The organism is Mesorhizobium sp. B2-5-7 (assembly GCF_006440875.1).
GTDB lineage: Bacteria > Pseudomonadota > Alphaproteobacteria > Rhizobiales > Rhizobiaceae > Mesorhizobium > Mesorhizobium australicum.
On sequence record NZ_VFUO01000001.1, the window covers coordinates 170,168 to 190,032 of the forward strand.

Annotated in this window: 20 protein-coding genes and 2 pseudogenes; 9 read left to right on the forward strand and 13 right to left on the reverse strand. The window is 63.5% G+C overall.

The features are described 5' to 3' along the window. Positions 1 to 103: 103 nt before the first annotated feature. From FJ543_RS31360 to FJ543_RS00785, 4 genes are all read right to left on the reverse strand, one after another. Positions 104 to 250 (reverse strand): hypothetical protein, encoded by a 147-nt coding sequence (locus FJ543_RS31360; protein ID WP_181173890.1) that lies wholly within the window; start codon positions 248 to 250, stop codon positions 104 to 106. 81 nt (positions 251 to 331) lie between these two features. Next, positions 332 to 511, reverse strand: a complete 180-nt coding sequence (locus FJ543_RS00775) for a hypothetical protein (protein WP_140873366.1) — start codon at positions 509 to 511, stop codon at positions 332 to 334. Further along, positions 508 to 711 carry a hypothetical protein gene (locus tag FJ543_RS00780; RefSeq protein WP_140873368.1) on the reverse strand — a complete coding sequence of 68 codons (204 nt, stop codon included), beginning with the start codon at positions 709 to 711 and terminating at the stop codon, positions 508 to 510. The genes FJ543_RS00775 and FJ543_RS00780 overlap by 4 nt, the downstream gene beginning before the upstream one ends. Positions 712 to 833: 122 nt before the next feature. Further along, entirely contained in the window at positions 834 to 1,580 is a 747-nt protein-coding gene (locus FJ543_RS00785; protein ID WP_181173891.1) for a helix-turn-helix transcriptional regulator, read from the reverse strand. A gap of 292 nt (positions 1,581 to 1,872) precedes the next feature. Between FJ543_RS00785 and FJ543_RS00790 the strand changes: the two genes are divergently transcribed. Then, positions 1,873 to 2,613 (forward strand): hypothetical protein, encoded by a 741-nt coding sequence (locus FJ543_RS00790; RefSeq protein WP_140873372.1) that lies wholly within the window; start codon positions 1,873 to 1,875, stop codon positions 2,611 to 2,613. Positions 2,614 to 2,705: 92 nt separating this feature from the next. Here FJ543_RS00790 and FJ543_RS00795 read toward each other — a convergent pair whose 3' ends face one another. Beyond that, the gene (locus tag FJ543_RS00795) at positions 2,706 to 4,175 is read right to left on the reverse strand and encodes an esterase-like activity of phytase family protein (RefSeq protein ID WP_140873374.1); all 1,470 of its coding nucleotides are present in this window, start codon (positions 4,173 to 4,175) and stop codon (positions 2,706 to 2,708) included. Between the two features lie 333 nt (positions 4,176 to 4,508). Between FJ543_RS00795 and FJ543_RS31365 the strand changes: the two are divergent. From FJ543_RS31365 to FJ543_RS00805, 3 genes and pseudogenes are all read left to right on the forward strand, one after another. Further along, a pseudogene (locus FJ543_RS31365) lies at positions 4,509 to 4,680 on the forward strand (glycine cleavage T C-terminal barrel domain-containing protein); the annotation flags it as partial. A 13-nt stretch (positions 4,681 to 4,693) separates the two neighbouring features. Further along, complete coding sequence (locus FJ543_RS00800; RefSeq protein ID WP_140873376.1) at positions 4,694 to 6,247, forward strand: trimethylamine methyltransferase family protein; 1,554 nt, start codon at positions 4,694 to 4,696, stop codon at positions 6,245 to 6,247. A 123-nt stretch (positions 6,248 to 6,370) separates the two neighbouring features. Further along, positions 6,371 to 6,685: a hypothetical protein gene (locus FJ543_RS00805; protein WP_015317239.1), complete on the forward strand. Its 315-nt coding sequence runs from the start codon at positions 6,371 to 6,373 to the stop codon at positions 6,683 to 6,685. 31 nt (positions 6,686 to 6,716) lie between these two features. On the opposite strand, the gene FJ543_RS00810 is transcribed toward FJ543_RS00805, so the two are convergent. Continuing rightward, positions 6,717 to 9,488 (reverse strand): UvrD-helicase domain-containing protein, encoded by a 2,772-nt coding sequence (locus tag FJ543_RS00810; RefSeq protein ID WP_140873378.1) that lies wholly within the window; start codon positions 9,486 to 9,488, stop codon positions 6,717 to 6,719. A gap of 257 nt (positions 9,489 to 9,745) precedes the next feature. Here FJ543_RS00810 and FJ543_RS00815 point away from each other — a divergent pair, with 257 nt between their 5' ends. Continuing rightward, positions 9,746 to 12,061 carry a glucose/quinate/shikimate family membrane-bound PQQ-dependent dehydrogenase gene (locus tag FJ543_RS00815; protein WP_140822228.1) on the forward strand — a complete coding sequence of 772 codons (2,316 nt, stop codon included), beginning with the start codon at positions 9,746 to 9,748 and terminating at the stop codon, positions 12,059 to 12,061. Positions 12,062 to 12,095: 34 nt separating this feature from the next. On the opposite strand, the gene FJ543_RS00820 is transcribed toward FJ543_RS00815, so the two are convergent. Beyond that, complete coding sequence (locus FJ543_RS00820) at positions 12,096 to 12,530, reverse strand: hypothetical protein (RefSeq protein ID WP_015317242.1); 435 nt, start codon at positions 12,528 to 12,530, stop codon at positions 12,096 to 12,098. A 9-nt stretch (positions 12,531 to 12,539) separates the two neighbouring features. Beyond that, on the reverse strand, positions 12,540 to 12,695 hold the full coding sequence (locus tag FJ543_RS31370) for a hypothetical protein (protein ID WP_181173892.1): 156 nt from the start codon (positions 12,693 to 12,695) through the stop codon (positions 12,540 to 12,542). 238 nt (positions 12,696 to 12,933) lie between these two features. Between FJ543_RS31370 and FJ543_RS00825 the strand changes: the two genes are divergently transcribed. Then, the gene (locus FJ543_RS00825) at positions 12,934 to 13,821 is read left to right on the forward strand and encodes a dienelactone hydrolase family protein (RefSeq protein ID WP_140873380.1); all 888 of its coding nucleotides are present in this window, start codon (positions 12,934 to 12,936) and stop codon (positions 13,819 to 13,821) included. Positions 13,822 to 13,830: 9 nt separating this feature from the next. Here FJ543_RS00825 and FJ543_RS00830 read toward each other — a convergent pair whose 3' ends face one another. The 3 genes from FJ543_RS00830 to FJ543_RS00840 all read right to left on the reverse strand — a co-directional run bounded on the left by FJ543_RS00830 (position 13,831) and on the right by FJ543_RS00840 (position 16,488). Continuing rightward, complete coding sequence (locus FJ543_RS00830) at positions 13,831 to 14,277, reverse strand: response regulator (protein ID WP_015317245.1); 447 nt, start codon at positions 14,275 to 14,277, stop codon at positions 13,831 to 13,833. Next, the gene (locus tag FJ543_RS00835; RefSeq protein WP_167331122.1) at positions 14,274 to 15,380 is read right to left on the reverse strand and encodes a histidine kinase dimerization/phosphoacceptor domain -containing protein; all 1,107 of its coding nucleotides are present in this window, start codon (positions 15,378 to 15,380) and stop codon (positions 14,274 to 14,276) included. The genes FJ543_RS00830 and FJ543_RS00835 overlap by 4 nt, the downstream gene beginning before the upstream one ends. Before the next feature lie 184 nt (positions 15,381 to 15,564). Continuing rightward, a complete protein-coding gene (locus tag FJ543_RS00840) occupies positions 15,565 to 16,488 on the reverse strand; it encodes an EamA family transporter (protein ID WP_140873382.1) in 924 nt (307 codons plus the stop codon). Positions 16,489 to 16,577: 89 nt separating this feature from the next. Between FJ543_RS00840 and FJ543_RS00845 the strand changes: the two genes are divergently transcribed. Next, positions 16,578 to 17,057 carry an Lrp/AsnC family transcriptional regulator gene (locus FJ543_RS00845; RefSeq protein WP_140615683.1) on the forward strand — a complete coding sequence of 160 codons (480 nt, stop codon included), beginning with the start codon at positions 16,578 to 16,580 and terminating at the stop codon, positions 17,055 to 17,057. Here the strand turns inward: FJ543_RS00845 and FJ543_RS00850 are convergent. Next, complete coding sequence (locus FJ543_RS00850; RefSeq protein ID WP_015317249.1) at positions 17,054 to 17,251, reverse strand: hypothetical protein; 198 nt, start codon at positions 17,249 to 17,251, stop codon at positions 17,054 to 17,056. The genes FJ543_RS00845 and FJ543_RS00850 overlap by 4 nt on opposite strands. 237 nt (positions 17,252 to 17,488) lie before the next feature. Then, positions 17,489 to 17,968, reverse strand: a complete 480-nt coding sequence (locus FJ543_RS00855) for a thioesterase family protein (RefSeq protein WP_140873384.1) — start codon at positions 17,966 to 17,968, stop codon at positions 17,489 to 17,491. Positions 17,969 to 18,131: 163 nt separating this feature from the next. On the opposite strand from FJ543_RS00855, the gene FJ543_RS00860 reads away from it, so the two are divergent. Together FJ543_RS00860 and FJ543_RS00865 are read left to right on the forward strand one after the other, a co-directional pair. Further along, positions 18,132 to 19,547, forward strand: coding sequence for an FAD-linked oxidase C-terminal domain-containing protein (locus FJ543_RS00860; protein WP_140873386.1), 1,416 nt, complete (start codon positions 18,132 to 18,134; stop codon positions 19,545 to 19,547). A 47-nt stretch (positions 19,548 to 19,594) separates the two neighbouring features. Continuing rightward, positions 19,595 to 19,864 (forward strand): annotated as a pseudogene (locus tag FJ543_RS00865) (hypothetical protein); the annotation flags it as partial. Between the last annotated feature and the right edge of the window lies 1 nt (position 19,865).

The window sequence follows — 19,865 nt, forward strand, 5'->3', positions numbered from 1 at the left end:
AGTGACCGTCGATCGGTCAGGCTCGCCGGAATGGAATTCGATCGGCAAGAACGCGTCGTCCGGCTGCGTGCGCTTATGAACCAGGACATCATCGACCTCCCGCTCAGGTCTTCGTGCGGCCCAACCTGTCGGCAGCCGGCAAGATCATGGCCGTGTCGAGCAGGACGGCCGAGCCGATCGATGCCGATGTGCCGAAGGACGCGGAATTCTTGAAGTAGGCCTTTGTGGACTGCGCGGCGAAGCGGCTCACGTTCAACAAGCACCGGCCGACGGTCAGTACACTACCCGGCCGGAGGAATAAGCTTCCTGGCTCCAAAGTCGACTGCATTCGTCAATGGGACGGCACCGTGGCGATCACCTTCGAGTTTGCAGCAGCATCGGCAGCTCCGCTGTGCTCAAATGTCAGTCCGCTCGGGCCGATCTGCAGCCGGTATCCCGACATCGCGGCAATAACCACGAGCGTGATCACTGCGAGAACCATTACAAGCTTATTTGGATCCAGCTTGCTCATCTTGTGTCACCATCGAGGGATTCGAACCACCAGGGAGTGCGCTGAACAAACGTTTCGTCTTCGGCCATATAGTTCTGGTCGAACGCTCGAATGGCCGCGCTGAGAGCCTGTGAACGGCTCACTTTGAATCTTCGGGCGCTTTTCTCGATGAGCTCGATCTCATGTGCCGAGAGCCGAAAGGATACGATTTTCTTCGTCATGCCAGAGACCATAAACCGTGTTTCTTAATCATTTCCTAACTTCGTATTACGCATAACGCTTCAGAGAGTCCGTGGATGTCCCCATTTGATGTCTCCTTTATCCAGCTCAACCCACGTTGGAACTAAAAGGGTATCTCGTCGTCCAAAGGCTTCTTGTCGTTTTCGGCCGATGCCTCGGAGGGAGGCTTTGTCGGGACGAAAATGTCATTGGCCTTAGTCGTGATCCGGTCGCTCTGGTCGGAATGGGCGATAATCACGCGACACATAGTGACTAGCTCGTAAGGGGACCGGTTGGAGATGAACATCTCGCTTAGGTCACTATCCCACATCGGAACTTGAGTTCGGGCGGTGTAGGTGCCGGCATAAAAAGCGATTCCCCACCCTTCAAGTTGCCTGAGCTGCTCGCCCACCTCCACTGCCGCCTTCAACCTTTGGGATAGAGGAAATAACAGTCGCTGATGCGGCCGCTCCCAAGGCTGAGGCATAAGTGACTCAAGCTTCACTATGACCGCTGACAGCGCCTCGATGTTCTCGGGTGTCGGCTCAGCCTCGCATGAGATTGTCCCTTCATAGCTGTCACGCACAATATTCAGCAACATCATGCCGGACCTGATCCGGTTGAGCACTATAAGGCTCTTTGCGCTGAGATCGTCGATGTCCTCTTGGCGGACGCCGCTGACGATAATGTTGGCGACAAGCACACCCAGTGCAGCGGCTAGGCTCGACAACGTCTCCATCTGCAGCCGAGTCCCTTGCTCGGCACGCTGGACGGTGCGCCTGTCGACTCGGCTCATGGCGGCCAGCTTGTCTTGAGTCATGCCGGCTGCTTCCCGCAGTTCCCTGATTTTAGCGCCGTTCGACAGGGTCATTTGCTTTTCCATCCGCGTCACTATCTCATTCATCCAGCGACAATGCGACGTCATAGCAGTGACAGCTACGCCATTTCAGAAAGTCGCTTTGCGACAATGGCGCAGCGGAACAGGATCGTGGTGCGACTTATGGGTGACTCAATCATAGCCGCTTTGCCCGCGAAGCGATTTCCGGCCGCGTTCTGCTGAATGTGCAATGGGTGCCTGCGGTTGGCTGGCTACCGCAACTCAAGCTATGAGTGGGTAAAGCAGGACAGGCTACGCTGGCGGCATGGGACGGGAGGGAGCAGCTATGCCTATACGCGAGGTTTGGCGCGACTGGTTCGGCGAATTTCTGAGAAGCGTCAATTCGTTGGAGCTCGACAAAGTTGACTTGTATGACACTGAGCGCGCTGAGAAAAAGTCTGCAGCACTAGCGCTCTTGGCTCGGCTGCTTTCCGAAACGCAGTCTGCATTGGTTCTGGTCGATGCCGGCAGAGATCTTGCATTTCGATCGACCTGCCGCTCGGCGATCGAATGCTCATTGCATCTGTTTCTGGCTGAGACGGAGGACGGATATATCGACCTCTTGCGATCCGACGACGAGGTCAGTCGGCGATCACGTGCCAAAAAATTCATGGCGAATGGCGCCGGAAAGCTTGCAAAAGAAGCGGAAAAGCATTTGCAAGAGTTCTTGAGGAGAAGTGCCGGGGCAAAAGGGAAGTTCCAAATTTCCGACATACAGACGCCTTTTCCCAGGCAGACCCATGTCTACCGGGAAATATCCGCTGACTCGGCGCATGTGACCTGGACCTCGCTCGTTCGGCATCTCCAGGAAATTCGGCCTGGTTGGATCGAGCTGAAGATCGAACCGTCGGTCACCGAAAGCGAACTTGAGGAGGCGGCCTCGATCCTAGCGTTCTCTTTGCTATCGGGAATGAGATCTCTTCTGAATCTTGTTCCAGTACTGGAGGATAAATGCAACCTAGAGGCAATTTTCGAGGCATACAAGACAATATATCTGAGTGGAAAACCGAAAGTCGTGCAAAAGTAGTAGGCCCATTCTACCGTTTCCGGGAGCGGGGCTTTTAATTGATGGTGCCATCCAGGCGGACGCGCCAGGCGCGCCCGCTTGTGCAGTGATCGCTACTTCTTGCCGAGACCTGGCAGCGTGACCTGATAGACCAGGAACATGGTGTCGACATCGGCGCCGTCGTCGGCCTTGTAAGGCGCGCCGACCTGGAAGCCGTCCTGGGCGAGGAAGTCATTGTCGTTGCCGACGAACAGGAAATAGTCGTCGGGCAGCTTGGGATCGAGGACGCTGGCCAACGACATCGCTTCCCACTTCTCCGAAAGCTCGTTGTGGTCCTTCGCGCCGCCATTGTGCAGGCCGAAGTGGCCAAGCGCGGTGGCGTCGTTGATGTCTATGAACGGCGTCAGCTTGGCCGGCGTCACCGAGGGATCAAGCACGCCCTTGGGCGCGACCGGCTTGTCGGCCGCATCGAAGGCGCCGCCCGCGATGTCGGTCGCGCCGGAGACGTCGACGATGTTGATCTGGCGGTAGAGCGAAGCGTCACCCTTCTTCAGGCCCTGGCCGTTGCCGCTGTCGCGCGCCAGCATCAGGAAGGACGTGGCCGAAAGCGCCACGATCTCGCTCTGCGCGGCGATTTTGGTCTTGCCCTTGGCATCCTTGAACACCGGCAGCGGCACGACATATTCATGCGCGAGCTTCAGATGGGCGAGGTCGGAGGCATCATAGACCAGCGCCCGCGTGTTCTGCCGTGTCGAGGGTGAATCGCCGCCATCCTGCCGGGGCGCCGACTGCAGCACGGCGATCAGGAACTTGCCGTCCGGCGTCATCGCCATGCCTTCGAGGCCCTGGTTGTTCTGGCGCCCGGTTTCGGGATCCTTCGGATCAGGGTCGGCGGCGCCCGGGCCGGGATTGTCGGAGGAGAAGTTCGGCGCTCCCTTGCGCATCGGCACGAGAGCCGCAGGCGGCTGGGTCGCCGACATCAGGCGGCCTTGCGCGGAGAACCTGTAGATGTTGGGGCCGTACTCGTCGGAGATGAACATCGAGCCGTCCGGCAGCCGCACGATGGCTTCATTGTCGAGCGCGAGCTTGCCATTGGTGGCGACGGGCAGCATGGGCATGTCGCCGGCCGCGGCGCGTACGTCCGACAGCGGATCGAGGCCGGTGGCATCGGCGCCCGTGTCGTCTGTGAGAAGCATGGTGTCGGCAAGCGTCGCCTTGACGCCCGTCTGCTCCTGGCCGGCGGCGGGAGCAGCGCCCGGCGCGACAGGCGTGAACTCGATGGCGATGGTGTTGAGGCGCGGCCGGTAGTCGGTGGTGCCGGCGACATTGTAGCCACGGTCGGGCAGTAGCCAGAGCGATCCCTTGTAGGTGCCGGCATCATGCGTCCAGCCCGAAATGTCGATCGCCATGCCCGAGCCCGAGCCGAAGGTCTCGCCGAACTTGTCGCGCTGGTCGGCCGGGATGCGGCCGACGCCGACGAGGCCCTTGTTGATGTAGGCCACGCCATCGGCAAGCGCCGGGGTGAGGGCGGTGAACAAGGCCAGCGCGACGCCGAGCGAGGCGGTTCGGTACAGGTGTTTCATGGACAATCCTCTTTATGACGAAGCACGCCGGAGCGGCCGAAGGAAAAATGAAAAAGAGGTGCCGCATCGATGATGCCGCGCGTGCCTCCCCGAAAGCGATCTAAGGCGTCAACATGATGCTTGCGTGACAGTGCGCCATACGGGTTCGCCGGTCTCTCCATGTGCAGATAAAAACCAGGAGAGCGGGAATTAGTGACCGCCCATAGAGCGTGTTTGGCGTAATAGACACTTATGTCTAGTACGGATATGATGCCGGCTTCGAACTGACCGCGAGCGGAAGCCTTGAAGCCGCACTATCGCGCAGTGGTTATCGGGGGTGGCTTTGTCGGCGCCTCGGGCGGATTTGGCTACCACGATCGGCAAGAGCGTCGCGCTGGCGTTGGTGGACGACGATTTCGCCGGGGAGGAGATGGCGCTTTGCGTGCACATTGTCGGCGTCGAACGGACGGCGCGGGTCATCGCGGCTTCGCCCTACGGTCCCCAGGGCAGGGCGATGCGGCAATGAGGAGGAGTTTCTGATGGTCGATGACGCTGCACGGGATACGAGGCGCGAACGCCGGCGCGGACGCATGGGCGAGGCAGGCAGCGAATCAAGCCGTAAGCCCAATTACCGGTCGCTGAAGAACCCATTCCTGCCGCAGCCGATCTTTTCCGACGACCAGGTGGCGTCGATCCACGGCACGGCGCTGCGCGTGCTGGAAGAACTGGGCATCAAGGTGCTGCTGCCCGAGGCGCGCGAGGTGCTCGCCCGCGCCGGCGCCCTGGTCGACCCCGACACCGACATGGTGCGTATAGGCCGCGACATGGTGGCGGCAGCCTTAGCCTCGGCGCCGCGATCGATCCACGCTTATGCCGGAGCGCGCAATCGCGACCTGTCGCTTGAACTGGGCTCGATGACGTTCCTGGCGGGCTCCGGCGCGCCCAACGTCACTGATCTCGAGCGCGGCCGGCGGCCCGGAACGCTGGTCGCCTTCGAGGAGTTGATCAAGCTGGTGCAGCATTTCGACGTCTTGCACATGCTGGGGCCATGCATCGAACCGCAGGACATCGACAATCGTTTCCGCCACTATGCCGTCAACCGGGCGCAGCTGACCCTGTCGGACAAATTTCCGTTCGTGTTCGCGCGTGGCACGCCGCAGGTCGATGACAGTTTCGAGATGATCAGGCTGGCGCGCGGGCTGTCCGAGGACGAGTTCCGCTCGGGCGCGCATTGCTACACCGTCATCAACACCAACTCGCCGCGCCAGCTCGACATTCCGATGGCGCAAGGCATCATCGATTTCGCCAAGGCGGGCCAGGTCCTGATCATCACGCCGTTCTGCCTGGCCGGTGCGATGGCGCCGATCACCGTGGCCGGCGCGCTGACCTTGCAGCATGCCGAAGCGCTGGCCGGGCTGACGCTGGCGCAGATCGTGCGGCCGGGCGCGCCGGTGGTCTACGGTTCCTTCTCCTCCAATGTCGACATGAAATCGGGCGCACCGGCCTTCGGCACGCCGGAGCACGTCAAAGCCACGCTGGGCGCAGGCCAATTGGCGCGCTTCACCGGTCTGCCCTGGCGCTCGGGGGGCGGCAGCGCGGCCAACATTTCGGACGCGCAGGCCGCGCACGAGACGCAGTTCGCGCTATGGGGCTCGGTGCTGTCGGGCGCCACCGTCTGCATCCACGCGGCCGGCTGGCTGGAAGGGGGCTTGAGCGTTTCCCTGGAAAAGCTGGTCACCGACATCGAGGCGCTGCAGACGGTCGCGGAACTTTGTGCGGCGACCCCCGGCGACGACGACGCAATAGGCTTCGAGGCGATCGCCGAAGTGCAGCCGGGCGGCCACTTCTTCTCGGCCGGCCACACCATGGCGCGCTACCGCACCGCCTTCTACGAGCCGCTGGTGGCCGACTGGTCGAATTTTGGCAACTGGACGCAAAGCGGCTCGAAGACCGCCACCGAACGCGCCACCGGCATCTGGAAGCGCACCCTTGCCGATTTTGAGCCGCCGGCCGCGGCGGCCGCCACGTCAGGCGTGCTCGACGCGTTCATCGCGCGGCGCACGGAAGAGGGCGGCGCTGCGCCAGTGTCGTGAGATAGTTCGCGGATCCATCATCCCGAATTGTGGCCGTGATCCCGGAACCCGCGGCGCGTCCCGCGCATTCATGGATGCGGGCCAATGCCTGGCTCCATCCGTGAGCCGTTGAGGGAGGACGACATGGGTTTCGACCAGTACCACGAACCGCCGGAAGAATTGTCGCAGGAAGTGCGGACCTTTGCCCGCATGATCACCTCGCTGATCGAGGAGGCGGAAGCGATCAGCTGGTACGAACAGCGCATGTCGGTCGAGAAGAACCCGCAGGCCAAGGCGATCATGAAGAACGCGCAGAGCGAGGAGTTCAAGCATTTCGGCATGGACCTCGAATTCCTGCTGCGCCAGAAGACGGACTGGCGCGTGGAACTGAAGGAAATCCTGTTTACGACGGGCGATATCGTGAAGGCCGGGGAGCGGGGCGAGAAGAAGGTGGATTGAGGCGGGACGTCAGCCTTCGAGGCTGGCAGCCTCACACTGGCAGCACAAACCCGTCCAGCACGCGCTTCTGGCCGGCCTTGTCGAAGTCGATGGTCAGCTTGTTGCCCTCGATGGCTGAAATGTTGCCGTTGCCGAATTTCTGGTGGAAGACGCGGTCGCCGACGCTGAAGGCGGACGGCGTGTCGGACACGGATTTGGCGACCAGTTCACCGTCTATGGTGCGGCCTTTGACGCTGGTGCGGCCGGCGCCGTAGCCGGAGTCTGTTTCACCATAGCCGATGCGTTCGACCTGATGGCCCGAACGCGTGCCCCAGTTGCGGTCGGTCGCCTCGGTGCGGTTGGCCTGCGCACGCTGCCAACCCGGCGTCGAATAGGTGTTAGAGAAGGCGCCGGATTTTTCCCCGCCGCCCGAAGTGCCGCCGATATTGTCGAAGCGCGAAGCGCCATAGGGGTTCTGTCTTCCTGCCCCCTGGCCGCCGCCGCGGCCGGATGCGAACGAGCCGCCGCCATAGGGATTGCCGTAGCCGCCATAGGAGTTGCCGGCTTCGGCGACCTCGACATGGGCTTCCGGCAGTTCCTCGAGAAAGCGCGACGGGATGGTCGATTGCCAGAGCCCGTGGATGAGGCGGTTGGAGACGAACCAGATATGCAGGTTCTTCTTGGCCCGCGTCAGCCCGACATAGGCGAGCCGCCGCTCTTCCTCGAGCCCGGAGCGGCCGCCTTCGTCGAGTGCGCGCTGATGGGGAAAGAGGCCTTCTTCCCAGCCGGGCAGGAAGACGGTCTCGAATTCGAGGCCCTTGGCCGAATGCAGCGTCATGATGGAGACGGCATCGAGCCCGGCATTCTGCTCGGCATCCATGACCAGCGCGACATGTTCGAGGAAGGAGCGCAGCGATTCGTACTCCTCCATCGAACGGATCAGTTCCTTCAGGTTCTCAAGCCGCCCGGGGGCTTCCGCCGAGCGGTCGTTCTTCCACATGTCGGTGTAGCCGCTCTCCTCGAGAATGGTCTCGGCAAGTTCGGTGTGCGGCGTGGTTTCCAGCGCCTTTTGCCAGCGTTCGAAATTGGCAGCGACCTCGCGCAGCGCGGCGCGCGGTTTCGGCTTCAGCTCGTCGCTTTCCGCCAGTGTACCCGCCGCCTCCAGCATCGGGATGCGCAAGGCGCGCGCCGTGTCGTGGATCTGGCGGATGGTCGCTTCGCCCAAGCCGCGCTTGGGCACATTGACGATGCGCTCGAAGGCGAGGTCGTCGGTGCTGTTGGCGACGACGCGGAAGAAGGCCAGCGCGTCGCGGATTTCCATGCGCTCGTAAAAACGCGGACCGCCGATGACGCGGTAGTTAAGGCCGAGCGTGATGAAGCGGTCCTCGAAGGCGCGCATCTGGAAGGACGCGCGGACCAGGATCGCCATGTCGTTCAAATTGTGCTTCTGGCGCTGGTAGGCCTCGATGGTCTCGCCGATGGCGCGGGCTTCCTCCTCCGAATCCCAGGCGGCGTGGACGTTGACCTTGCCGTCCTCCGGATCGTTGCGGTCGGTGAACAGCGTTTTGCCGAAACGGCCCTCATTGTAGGCGATGAGATGGGAGGCGGCGCCCAGTATGTGCGCGGTCGAGCGGTAGTTGCGCTCCAGCCGGATGATGGTGGCGCCCGGAAAATCCTTGTCGAAGCGCAGGATGTTGTCGACCTCGGCACCGCGCCAGCCATAGATCGACTGGTCGTCATCGCCGACGCAGCAGATATTGACTTTGTTTTCGCTCACGGGCTGTTCCGCGCCTGCCGGCGCGGGCCCTCCGCGGGGGCCTCGCAACGGCTCGGACGCCCGGTCGGGCTTGCGGCCTTCGGCCGAAACTGTTGATTCGTCCTCTGGAGTTGCGGGTCTATAGCTAGCCGCTTCCGTTCTATCTGAAACACCGGAAAAACTTGGAACGCGCCCACCCGGAGAACCACTTCGCGCTGGTTGTGGTCCGCTCGGCCTCTGCGCCAGAAGCCGCAGCCACATGTATTGGGCGGTGTTGGTGTCCTGGTACTCGTCGACGAGGATGTATTTGAACCGCCGGTGATAGTCCTTCAGCACATCGGGATTGGCGCGGAGGATGCGGATCGGGTGGCAGAGCAGATCGCCGAAATCGCAGGCGTTCAGCGTCTGCAGCCGCTCCTGATAGGCCTTGTAGAGCTCGCGGCCCTTGCCGTTGGCGAAGCTGCGCGCATCGCCCTCGGCGATATCGGCCGGACCCTGGCCCTTGTTCTTCCAGCCGTCGATCATCTGGGCGAACTGTTTCGCGGGCCAGCGCTTGTCGTCCAGGCCCTCGGCCTGGATCAGCTGCTTGATCAAGCGCACGACGTCGTCGGTGTCGAGGATGGTGAAATCGGACCTCAGGCCGGCAAGCTCGGCGTGGCGGCGCAGCAGCTTCACCCCGATCGAGTGGAAAGTGCCGAGCCACGGCATGCCCTCGACATTGCCTTCGCCGATCAGGATGCCGATGCGCTGCTTCATCTCGCGCGCGGCCTTGTTGGTGAAAGTGACGGCCAGGATCTGCGAGGGGAAGGCCCTGCCGGTGGCAAGGATGTGGGCGATGCGGGTGGTCAGCACGCGGGTCTTGCCGGTGCCGGCGCCGGCCAGCACCAGAACAGGGCCTTCGGTGGTCTCCACCGCCAGCCGCTGCTCGGGATTCAAGCCCCTGAGATAGTCGGGCGCATTGTTTTGGCCGCCGCGGGCAGCCATGGCGCGCGCGGCAATGCCCGACGGGGCCGTGGGCCGCGCATCGGGTTCGTCGAAAAAGGGCATGTCTTCGGAAAAGCCGGACATCTCCCCCGAATGTAGTGATTCGGGAGGGAAAGACCAGAACTGTCTACGTTTTGTTCCGGCAAAGTGCCCGATACGGCGGCTTCACCGATATGGGAACCGCCGTTGTGGAACAATCCCCGGCGGAACGAGGTTGCTGCCCGCGGGTCCGCGACCTACGCTTGACAGGCGCCGCCGTCGGGAGAAAGTTGCACGGGCAACACGCAATGCCGGGTTGCCCTAGCCCGCCCCATGCGCGCAACAGTCGAAGGAGTATCATCTTGGCTGTCACCATCACCTCCCTCATTCTCTTCCTCATAGGCCTGGCGCTTGGCGCCGGCGGCATCTGGTTGGCTTCGCTGGGAGGCAGTTGGTACTACATCATCGTCGGTCTCGCCTTCCTGGTCGCCGCCTGGCTGCTCTACCGGCGCCGTTCCACGGCGCTCTGGCTCTACGCGGCGATCGTGCTCGGCACGCTGGCCTGGGCGGTCTGGGAAACCGGCTTCGACTGGTGGGAACTCGGTCCCCGCGGCGGCATCATCGTGCTGGTGGCGTTGTGGCTGCTGACGCCGTGGGCGCGGCGCGGCCTTGCCGGTCCGGACGGGCGAGCCCCTTTGATCCTTGCCGTGCTGGCATCGCTGGCGGTGGCCGGCTATTCGATGACCACGGACCCGAAGGACATCGGCGGCGCGCTGGACACCGACAAGGTGATCCCCAACGCCAATCTCGGCGGCGATGTGCCGGCGGGCGAATGGCACTATTACGGGCGCACGCAGTTCGGCCAGCGCTATTCGCCGCTCGACCAGATCACGCCGGAAAACGTCGCCAACCTGAAGCCGGCCTGGACCTATCGCACCGGCGACGTCAAGGGCCCCGACGATGTCGGCGAGACCACCTATCAGGTGACACCGCTCAAGGTGGGCGACACGCTCTATATCTGCACGCCGCACAACTTCGCCATCGCCGTCAATGCGGCGACCGGCAAGGAGAAGTGGCGCTACGATCCCAAGATCAAGCTCGACAAGGACCGCCAGCACCAGACCTGCCGGGGCGTTTCCTATTATGCCGATGCGGCGGGCGCCGCCGGCCAGCCCTGCGCGGCGCGCGTCTACCTGCCGACCTCGGATGCGCGGCTGATCGCGCTCGACGCCGCCAACGGGCAGGTTTGCCCGGCCTTCGCCGAGGGCGGCACGCTCAATCTGTTGACGGGCATGCCGTATCCGAAGTCGGGCTATTACTACTCGACCTCGGCGCCGCTGATTGCCGGCGGCAAGATCATCGTCGGCGGGGCGGTCAATGACAATTATTCGACGCAGGAGCCGTCCGGCGTCATCCGCGCCTATGATGCGAGCAGCGGCAAATTGCTGTGGAACTGGGATTCCGGCAATCCGGACCAGACGACGCCGCTGCCGGCCGGCCAGACCTACACCGCCAACTCGCCCAACATGTGGTCGACGCCGAGCGCCGACGAGAAGCTCGGCCTGCTCTACGTGCCGCTCGGCAACCAGACGCCGGACCAGCTCGGCATGGGCCGCAGTGCCAATGTGGAGAAATTCTCCTCCTCGATCACCGCGCTGGACCTCAACACCGGGCAGTTGAAATGGGTGCGCCAGACCGTGCACCATGACCTCTGGGACATGGACGTGCCGGCGCAGCCGAGCCTGATCGACATCACCAAGGCCGACGGCTCCGTGGTGCCCGCGCTGGTCGGGCCGACCAAGCAAGGGGACCTCTATGTGCTCGACCGGCGCACCGGCGAGCCGGTGATTGCGGTCAAGGAAGTGCCGGCGCCCGGCGGCGCCATCGAGGGCGACCACACATCGCCGACGCAGCCCGCGTCCGATCTTTCCTTCAACCCGCCGCCGCTGACCGAGCACGATATGTGGGGCATCACCATGTTCGACCAGCTGGCGTGCCGCATCGCGCTTCACAAATTGCGCTATGAAGGCCGCTACACGCCGCCTTCGCTGCAGGGATCGCTGGTTTATCCCGGCAATTTCGGCACGTTCAACTGGGGTGGCGTGGCGGTCGATCCGGTGCGGCAAGTGATGTTCGGGATGCCAACCTATCTTGCCTTCACGTCGCGGCTGGTGCCGCGCGCCGACGTGCCGCCCCCAGGCGACACCAAGGGCAGCGAGCAGGGGCTGAACCGCAATGACGGAGCGCCCTATGCGGTGGTGATGGGACCGTTCCTGTCGCCACTCGGCATTCCGTGCCAGGCGCCGCCCTGGGGCTATGTCGCGGGCGTCGATCTTCGCACCGGCACGATTGCCTACAAGCACCGCAACGGCACCGTCTACGACATGACGCCGCTGCCGTTGCCGTTCAAAGTCGGGGTGCCCGGCATTGGCGGGCCGATGATCACCGCCGGCGGTGTCGCCTTCCTGGGTGCCGCGGTCGACGACTATCTGCGCGCCTACGAGCTGACGTCAGGCAAGCAGCTCTGGCAGGCGCGGCTGCCGGCCGGAGGGCAATCGACGCCGATGACCTACACCGTCGCGGACGGACGCCAGTTCGTGGTCATCGTCGCCGGCGGCCACGGCTCGGTGGGCACCAAGCCGGGCGATTATGTGATGGCCTACGCGCTGCCGAAGTAGGCAGGCGGGGTTACCGGGTCGGGCGAGCCGACGATCAGCCGAGCCCCAGATGGCTCTTTAGGCTCGGCACCGAGCCAAGCACTTGGTTGGTCAGATCGGGGCCTGCGGCCGCCTCGGCCTGCTGGACAAGCGTCTCGCCAGCCTTCTGGATCTGCGCCAAGTCGAGGCCGGAGGCCTTGAGCGCCGCGAGGCCGTTGACCAGCGCGCCGGCCTTTTCGCCGAGAACGCCGCCAAGCGCGCCCTGCAGCGACGACAGGAAGCCGCCACCGCCGCCGGCCGGGGCGGCCATGACGTCATATTTCTGCGCCAGCGCATCGGCGCCCGGAATCTTGGCGAAGAAGGAGGAGGCGCTGGTGCCTTCGGCCTCGTGCTCGAGCACCGAGAAAATGGTGCCGACGACCTTTTCGGTCGTGGCCTGGTCGAGACCGGCCTTCTGCGAGACGGTGTTCACGATGTCCTGAACGTCCATGACTTCACCTCAACTTTGGGTTTTCGTGTTCGCGCGCTGGCGCTTGCGGCTGCGGACCCTGACCATGGACTTGCGGCTTGCCGCGACAACGGCCGCGCGCATCGCCAGAACGGCCGCCACTGCTGCCACGAAGGCGGTTGCCAGGATCGGCGAGGGCATGGTCATCGGCATTGTTCCTTTCAGATCGGGCCTATAGGACCGAGGGCGGCCGGCCAGCCAGTTTCCCCACTATTGTGGCAGCGCCATCAAGATTTGTCACCGATGACAAAAACGTGATGATCCTCGGCCGACCGACGGCCGCGAGGCAGCGAGATGTCACGCTCCGGTGACTGGACGATGAGAGGCTCGCCCCTATCTTGCGACCGGCAAGGACACCGCAGTCGCGGCGAGATCGGGGAAGCCCATGGCCGACGTCACCACCAAACCCGTCATCACCCAGGCGATGATCGATGCCTATGACGAATACACGCATCTGACGCTGGATCGCCGCCGCTTCATGGAGCAGCTGACAAGGCTTGCCGGATCGGGCGCGGCGGCGGCCGCGATCGCGCCGATGCTGGCGGCGAACTCGGCCCAGGCGGCGATCGTCGCCGACAACGATGCCCGCGTAAAGGGCGAGGACATCACCTATCCCGGCAGCGGCGGCGAGATGAAGGGCTATCTGGTCAAACCCGCAAACCAGGCCGGCAAGCTCGGCACGGTCGTCGTCATCCATGAAAACAGGGGGCTCAACCCGCATATCCGCGACGTCGCCCGGCGCGTGGCGCTGGAAGGGTTCGTGGCGCTCGCGCCGGATTTCCTGTCGCGGCTGGGCGGCACGCCCACTGACGAGGACAAGGCGCGCGACATGTTCGGGAAACTCGACCCGGCGCAGACCGTGGCCAATGGCGTGGCGACGGTCGCCTTCCTCAAGGGCGACAGGGACGGCAACGGCAAGGTCGGCGCCATCGGCTTCTGCTGGGGCGGCGGCGCGGCCAACATGCTGGCCGTCAATGCGCCCGACCTTGCCGCGAGCGTCGCCTATTACGGCATGCAGCCGAAGGCCGCCGACGTGTCGAAGATCAAGGCCGCGTTGCTGCTGCACTATGCCGGCCTCGACGAGCGCACCAATGCCGGCATCGATGCGTTCAAGAAGGAACTCGATGCCGCGCATGTCGAATACACGGTCTATGTCTATGAAGGCGCCAACCATGCCTTCAACAACGACACCTCGGCGGCGCGCTACGACAAGAAGGCGGCCGACCTCGCCTGGGGCAGGACGATCGCCTTCCTCAGGCAGAAGCTGGCATGACCATCGCCTTCAGGCCGCCGGCGCCCAGATCGTCTTGAAGGCCGGCGACAGGGTGAAGCCCGCCGGGCGCTCCGATTTCGGCGGCGGGCGCCGCACGCCTTCCTGCAAATAGCGCAGGGCAGAGGTCAGCCCGTTCATCGTGTAGGGCTTGGCGATGACGCCGATCGCACCGGCGAAGTGGTCGGGGATGCGCTTCGGGTTGGCGGTCATGAAAATGACCATCGAGTTCTTCCTGTCGCCAATATATTCGGCGACGTCGATGCCGGTCGGGCCGTCGGTGAGATGGATGTCGACAAAGGCGATATCGGCCTGCGTGGTATCGACCATATCCTTTGCTTCGGCGAGCGATGTTGCCCAACCGACGACGCTGTGCCCGGCGTCCTCGACCAGGCTCTCCAACTCCATGGCCAGCAGCGCCTCGTCCTCGACGATCAGGACCTTGAGCGGTTCAATCATGACAGGTTCCCTTTGTGCTGTGGTCCATTGGGCATCGAGATGACAACGCGAGTGCCGGGACCGGCATCGCGCCACTCGATGTCGGCACGCAATTGGCGGGCAAGCGACTTGATCAGCCGCATGCCGAAGGAGGCGTCGCCATTGGCACCCGCCATGCCGACGCCGTCATCCGAGACCTCGATGTTCAAATGGCCGTCCGGCTGGCTCATCTTGATGCCGATGCTGCCCGATCTCGTGCCGTCGGGCCTTTCCTTGAAGGCATGCTTGAGCGCGTTGGTGACGAGTTCGTTGACCATCAGCGCCACCGGCGTCGCCTTCTCGGCCGGGACGACGACGGGCTCGAGATCGAGTGTCGGGTTGATTTCCGAACGTCCCGAAGCCGTCAGCAGGTCGGAGATGAGATCCTTGGCGAAGTCGGAAACATCGAACTTGCTGACATCCTTGGACTGGTAGAGCCGGCGGTGCACGGTGCTGAGCGCCTCTATGCGCTCCAACATCGTGCCAAGCGAGCGCTTGAGGTTCGCGTCGGAGACGGTGCGGCTCTGCATGAGGATAAGCGAGGAGATCATCTGCAGATTGTTCTTCACCCGATGATCGACCTCATGCAGCAGCGTGGTCTGCGCCTCAAGCGCCGCTTCGAGCTCAGCCGTGCGTTCCTTGACGGCCTTTTCGAAACGCTCCTTGTCCGCGGTGATGCGATTTTCCCAGAGCTTCCGGTCGGAAACATCGAGTTGCGAGGCGAAGAAGAACTGCATTTCGCCTTTGTCGTTGGAGACGGGGCTTATGTAGAGCGCGTTCCAGAAGGTCGACCCGTCCTTGCGGTAATTCAGGATATCGACGCTGATGTCGGTTTCATCGGCGATCGCGGCGCGTATCTGAGCGATCGCTTCCTTGTCGCTCTCCGGCCCTTGCAGGAAGCGGCAGTTCCTGCCGAGAACCTCGTCGCGCTCATAACCCGTCAGGCGCAGGAAGGCGTCGTTTGCAAAGACGATCGGATTGTCCTGCCGGCGCGGATCGGTAATGATCATCGACATGCGCGTGGCGCGGATGGCCGCCGCGAAGGGGTCGCCCTTGCCGTGCTCGACATGAAGGTCGTCGGTCATGTGCCATGCGTCCGCCGGCTCCCTGGTCCGTTTCCGTTCCATAGCGTCGCTCCAAGCCATTTTTCGCGGGAGACAACGGCTCAAAGTAGAATTTGGTTTCAATCTCGGCTGGCCTGTCGCAGTTCGTCGCAGGCGGGACCGATGGAGGCTTTCCGCAACCGACCGCGAGGAAGGGGTTTCCCGGCTAGCCAGCCGAGGCCGGCCTGTGAAGCGCAACGCCGGCCACGACCAGCGCGATGCCGAGGCAATCGGACGGACCGGGTACCTGGCGCAGCACGACGACGCCGATCAGCGTTGCGGTGACCGGCAGCAGCGACAGCATCAGCGCGAAACTCGCGCGCGGGAACCGCGCCATGGCGAGCTGGTCGCATACGTATGGAATGACCGACGAGCAGATGCCGACGCCGATGGCGGCGACGAGCAGCGGCGGCGACAAAAAGGCGGGCAGGGCGTCGGCGAAGCCAACGGGCAGCACGACGACGAAAGCGACCGCCATGGCCGCACCCAGGCCGGCGATGCCGTCGCCGGCGCCCGCGCGGGCGACACGGTGGCCAAGCACGATGTAGCCGACAAAGAGCGCGCCGTTGAGGAAAGCCCAGACCAGCCCGACCGGGTCGGTTGACCATTTGACGTGGATCAGCAGCAAGGTGCCGGTGACGGCGACGGCAAGAGCGGCCAGATTGCGGGCGCTTCTGAGGCCGGCGAGCGCGACGCCGATGGTGCCGGCGAATTCGATCGCCGCCACCAGCGAGATCGGCAGGCGGTCGAGCGCCAGGTAGAACGAACAGTTCATCACCGCCAGGCAAGCACCGAAGGCAACGAGCAGGAGCCGCGTCGGAGGATCGGCGCTGGCGAAGGTTCGCCATGGGCGGGTCAATGGCGCGAAGACCAGCGCCGCGGTGGCTATGCGCAGCCAGGCCATGCCGAGCACGCCGACTTGCGCAAAAAGCAGCACGGCGAAGGCCGGGCCGAGATAATGAAAGACAGCGCTGACAGCGAACCAGATATGAGGCGGCAATCTTGTCGCAAGCCCGGCGAGCGCAGGGCCGGCAAAGGCCGGGGTGGCAGCGGCAGGGCTGGAATGCGGGGCTTGCCTGTGGTCATCCATGGGATCAGTATCGTAGCCGATCCTCCCTATTCATATGGATGATGACCAGATTGACCAATCATTCCTTTCCCGGAAGCAAGGACTTTTCCATGAAACGCCTTCGAAACGAAAATGCCGACATCGACGCGGCCGACATGAAGATCCTGCGCCTGCTGGAAGAGGACGCGCGCATCAGCACCGCGGAGCTGGCCCGTTCCGTCGGCCTGTCTGCGCCGAGCGTGGCGGAGCGCATCAAGCGGCTGCAGGAGAACGGCGTGATTGAGGCCTATTGCGTCAGGATCAACCCGGCGGCGCTTGGCCTGAAACTGTCGGCGTGGCTGCGCATCCGGCCGGTGCCTGGGCAATTGTCAGTCGTGGCCGAGATCATCCGTGAGTTGCCGGAGATCGCACAATGCGACCGGGTGACCGGAGAGGACTGTTTCATCGCGCTGGCGCATGTCGGCTCGGTCGCCGAACTCGAACGGGTGATCGACCGCATCATCCCCTATGCGATGACCAACACGGCGATCATCCAGTCGTCGCCGGTGATCGCGCGCTCGCCGCTGGCGGCGATCAGGCAACGGCGCTAAGCGTGGCCGCGCTTCAGGCGGGCGCGCTTCAGGATGCTGCGCCAGCGGATCATGTCGAACGGGATCGGTTCGTTGTTGTTGGCGATGTGAAAGATCTCGTTGTCGACATTCTTGAGCGAACGCCAGAAATCGTAGTCCGATATGCGCGGATCGGCCGCCAGCCTGTCCACCTCGACCTTGATGTCGGTTTTCATGCACGTTCCTCGAACCGGCTTCGCCGCGCCGCCCGCTAAAACAACCCTGTGCGGACGTTTTCGACCGCTCCGCTGAGTCGTTCAACGGCTCAGATGGCTTGTTCCCGTTAAATCCTCAGTAAGGTTAATGCTGGTGCGAGGTGGCTTCAAGCACGCGTGCCAGCCGATTTAAGGAACCCGGCGATTTTGGATCGCGGGTGTGGCTTTGAGGCCAGACCCGGTCGCCTGGGCTTCGCCCTATTTGCGCTTGATGCCGATCGAACGGCCGGCGCGCTCGGGCATCGGGAGCACGGAGTGGGCGGCGCGCATGGCTTCGATCCTGGCCAGTACATCGGCCGGGAAAGGCGCCACCTTCGGCCCCGACATGTCGACATGCAGCGACAGGGTCTCGGACGTGGCGGCGAGCCAGCCGTCGACATGGCGGATTTCCTGATAGGCCCGCAGCCGCTTCTCGTCATGGTCGATGAGCTGGAAGGAGACCGCGACCTTGTGGTCGAGATGCAGTTCCCTGATGTAGCAGACATGGGCTTCGGCGGTGTAGATGGTGAGCCGCCGCTCTTTCACATAGTCCAGACCCATGCCCATCGCCTCGAAGGCCTCGTCCGAGCAGCGGTCGAACAGCACGTTGTAATAGGCCATGTTGAGATGGCCGTTATAGTCGATCCAGTCCTTCTCGATGCCCATGGGCCTGGAGACGAAGGGGGCGGGAATGGACATCGAGACTTCCTTGTTCTGGTGCTGGACAGATCGTAGCCGGTGAGTGTCATTACATTCTGACGCAATTTCGGATGGAAAACCGCTTCACACTTTTCCTGGAATTGCTTTAGGCATCCATACTCGCATAACAAGCGTGGACGCTGGTCCATTCGCGGAGGAATTCATGGCTCTGAGCGACCTCAATCCGGTCGAACGCAACGAGGAAGGCATCGCGGCGGTGCTCGGCATCCTCAAGCAGCGGCTGGGCGAGCGCTTCCAGACCGGACAGGCCATCCGCTCGCAGCACGCGCATACGACCACCTATATTCCGACGCAGGCGCCCGACGGCGTCGCTTTCCCGGAGACGACGGCCGAGGTGCAGGAAATCGTGCGTGCCTGTGCAGCGCATCGCGTGCCGGTGATCGCGTTCGGCGTCGGCTCGTCGCTCGAAGGCCACACCAATGCGCCGGGTGGAGGCATTTCGGTCGATACGTCGCGGATGAACCGCATTCTTTCGGTCAATCCGCAGGATCTCGACTGCACGGTGGAGCCCGGCGTCACGCGCGAGGATTTGAACCGGCACCTGCGCGACACCGGCCTGTTCTTTCCGATCGATCCGGGCGCCAATGCCTCGCTCGGCGGCATGGCGGCGACGCGGGCGTCGGGCACCAACGCGGTCCGCTACGGGACGATGCGCGAGAACGTGCTGTCGCTGACCGCCGTCATGGCCGACGGCGAGACGGTGACGACCGGCAAGCGGGCGAAGAAGAGTTCGGCCGGCTACGACCTGACCCGGCTGCTGGTCGGCTCCGAGGGCACGCTTGGCATCATCACAGCACTGACCTTGAAGCTGCAAGGCATTCCGCAGGCGATCTCGGGCGGCGTCTGTCCCTTCCCGAGCGTCGAAGCTGCCTGCAACGCCGTCATCGCGACGATCCAGATGGGCATTCCGGTGGCGCGCATCGAACTGGTCAACGCGCTGCAGATGCGGGCGATGAAGAACTATTCCAAGCTCGATTATCCCGAGAGCCCGTGCCTGTTCGTCGAGTTTCATGGCAGCGACGCCGGCGTTGCCGAACAGGCCGAGACCTTTGGGGCGATCGCGGAAGAAAATGGCGGCGGGCCGTTCCTGTGGACCAGCGTTGCCGAGGAACGCACCAAATTGTGGAAGGCCAGGCACGACGCCTACTGGGCGTCGCTGACCTTGCGGCCGGGCGCCAAGGGGCTGTCGACCGATGTCTGCGTACCGATCTCGCGCTTTGCCGAATGCGTCATGGAAACCGAGGCCGACATTGCCGAGATGGGACTTATCGCGCCCATCGTCGGCCATGCCGGAGACGGCAATTTCCACGTGCTGGTGCTGATGGATGTCAACGATCCCAAGGAAATCGCGCTGTCGGAAAAATTCGTGGCACGGCTCAACATGCGGGCGATCGCCATGGAGGGTACCTGCACCGGCGAGCACGGCATCGGGCAAGGCAAGATCGGGTTCCTGCGCCACGAACTCGGCCATGGCGTCGACATCATGCGCACGATCAAGCAGGCGCTCGATCCGCAAAATATCATGAATCCGGGCAAGATCCTGCCTGACGCGGGCTAAGCGCATCGCGAACAGCGCGTCTTGACCGCGCCGCCATTCGGGTCGAGGCGGTGCTGGCCATGGCGATGCGGCGGCTGAACGGCGAGGCCGAACGGCGCCGCCAACTGGCGGCTCGCACTTCGCTGGTCGACAATGCGCGCAAGGCGCTGGCCTTGAAGCAGAAAGCTCCGGACGGTCCCACGCACAATTCGCGCACCGCCCACGAGGGCATGCGGGCCGTGGCCAACCAGAAGGTTCCAAATCTTGTTCGGCCGGCCGAACTCGGCCGCCAGCGCAAGGCGGCCAATGTGGCGCAGGCGAAACGCGACGCACGCTAAG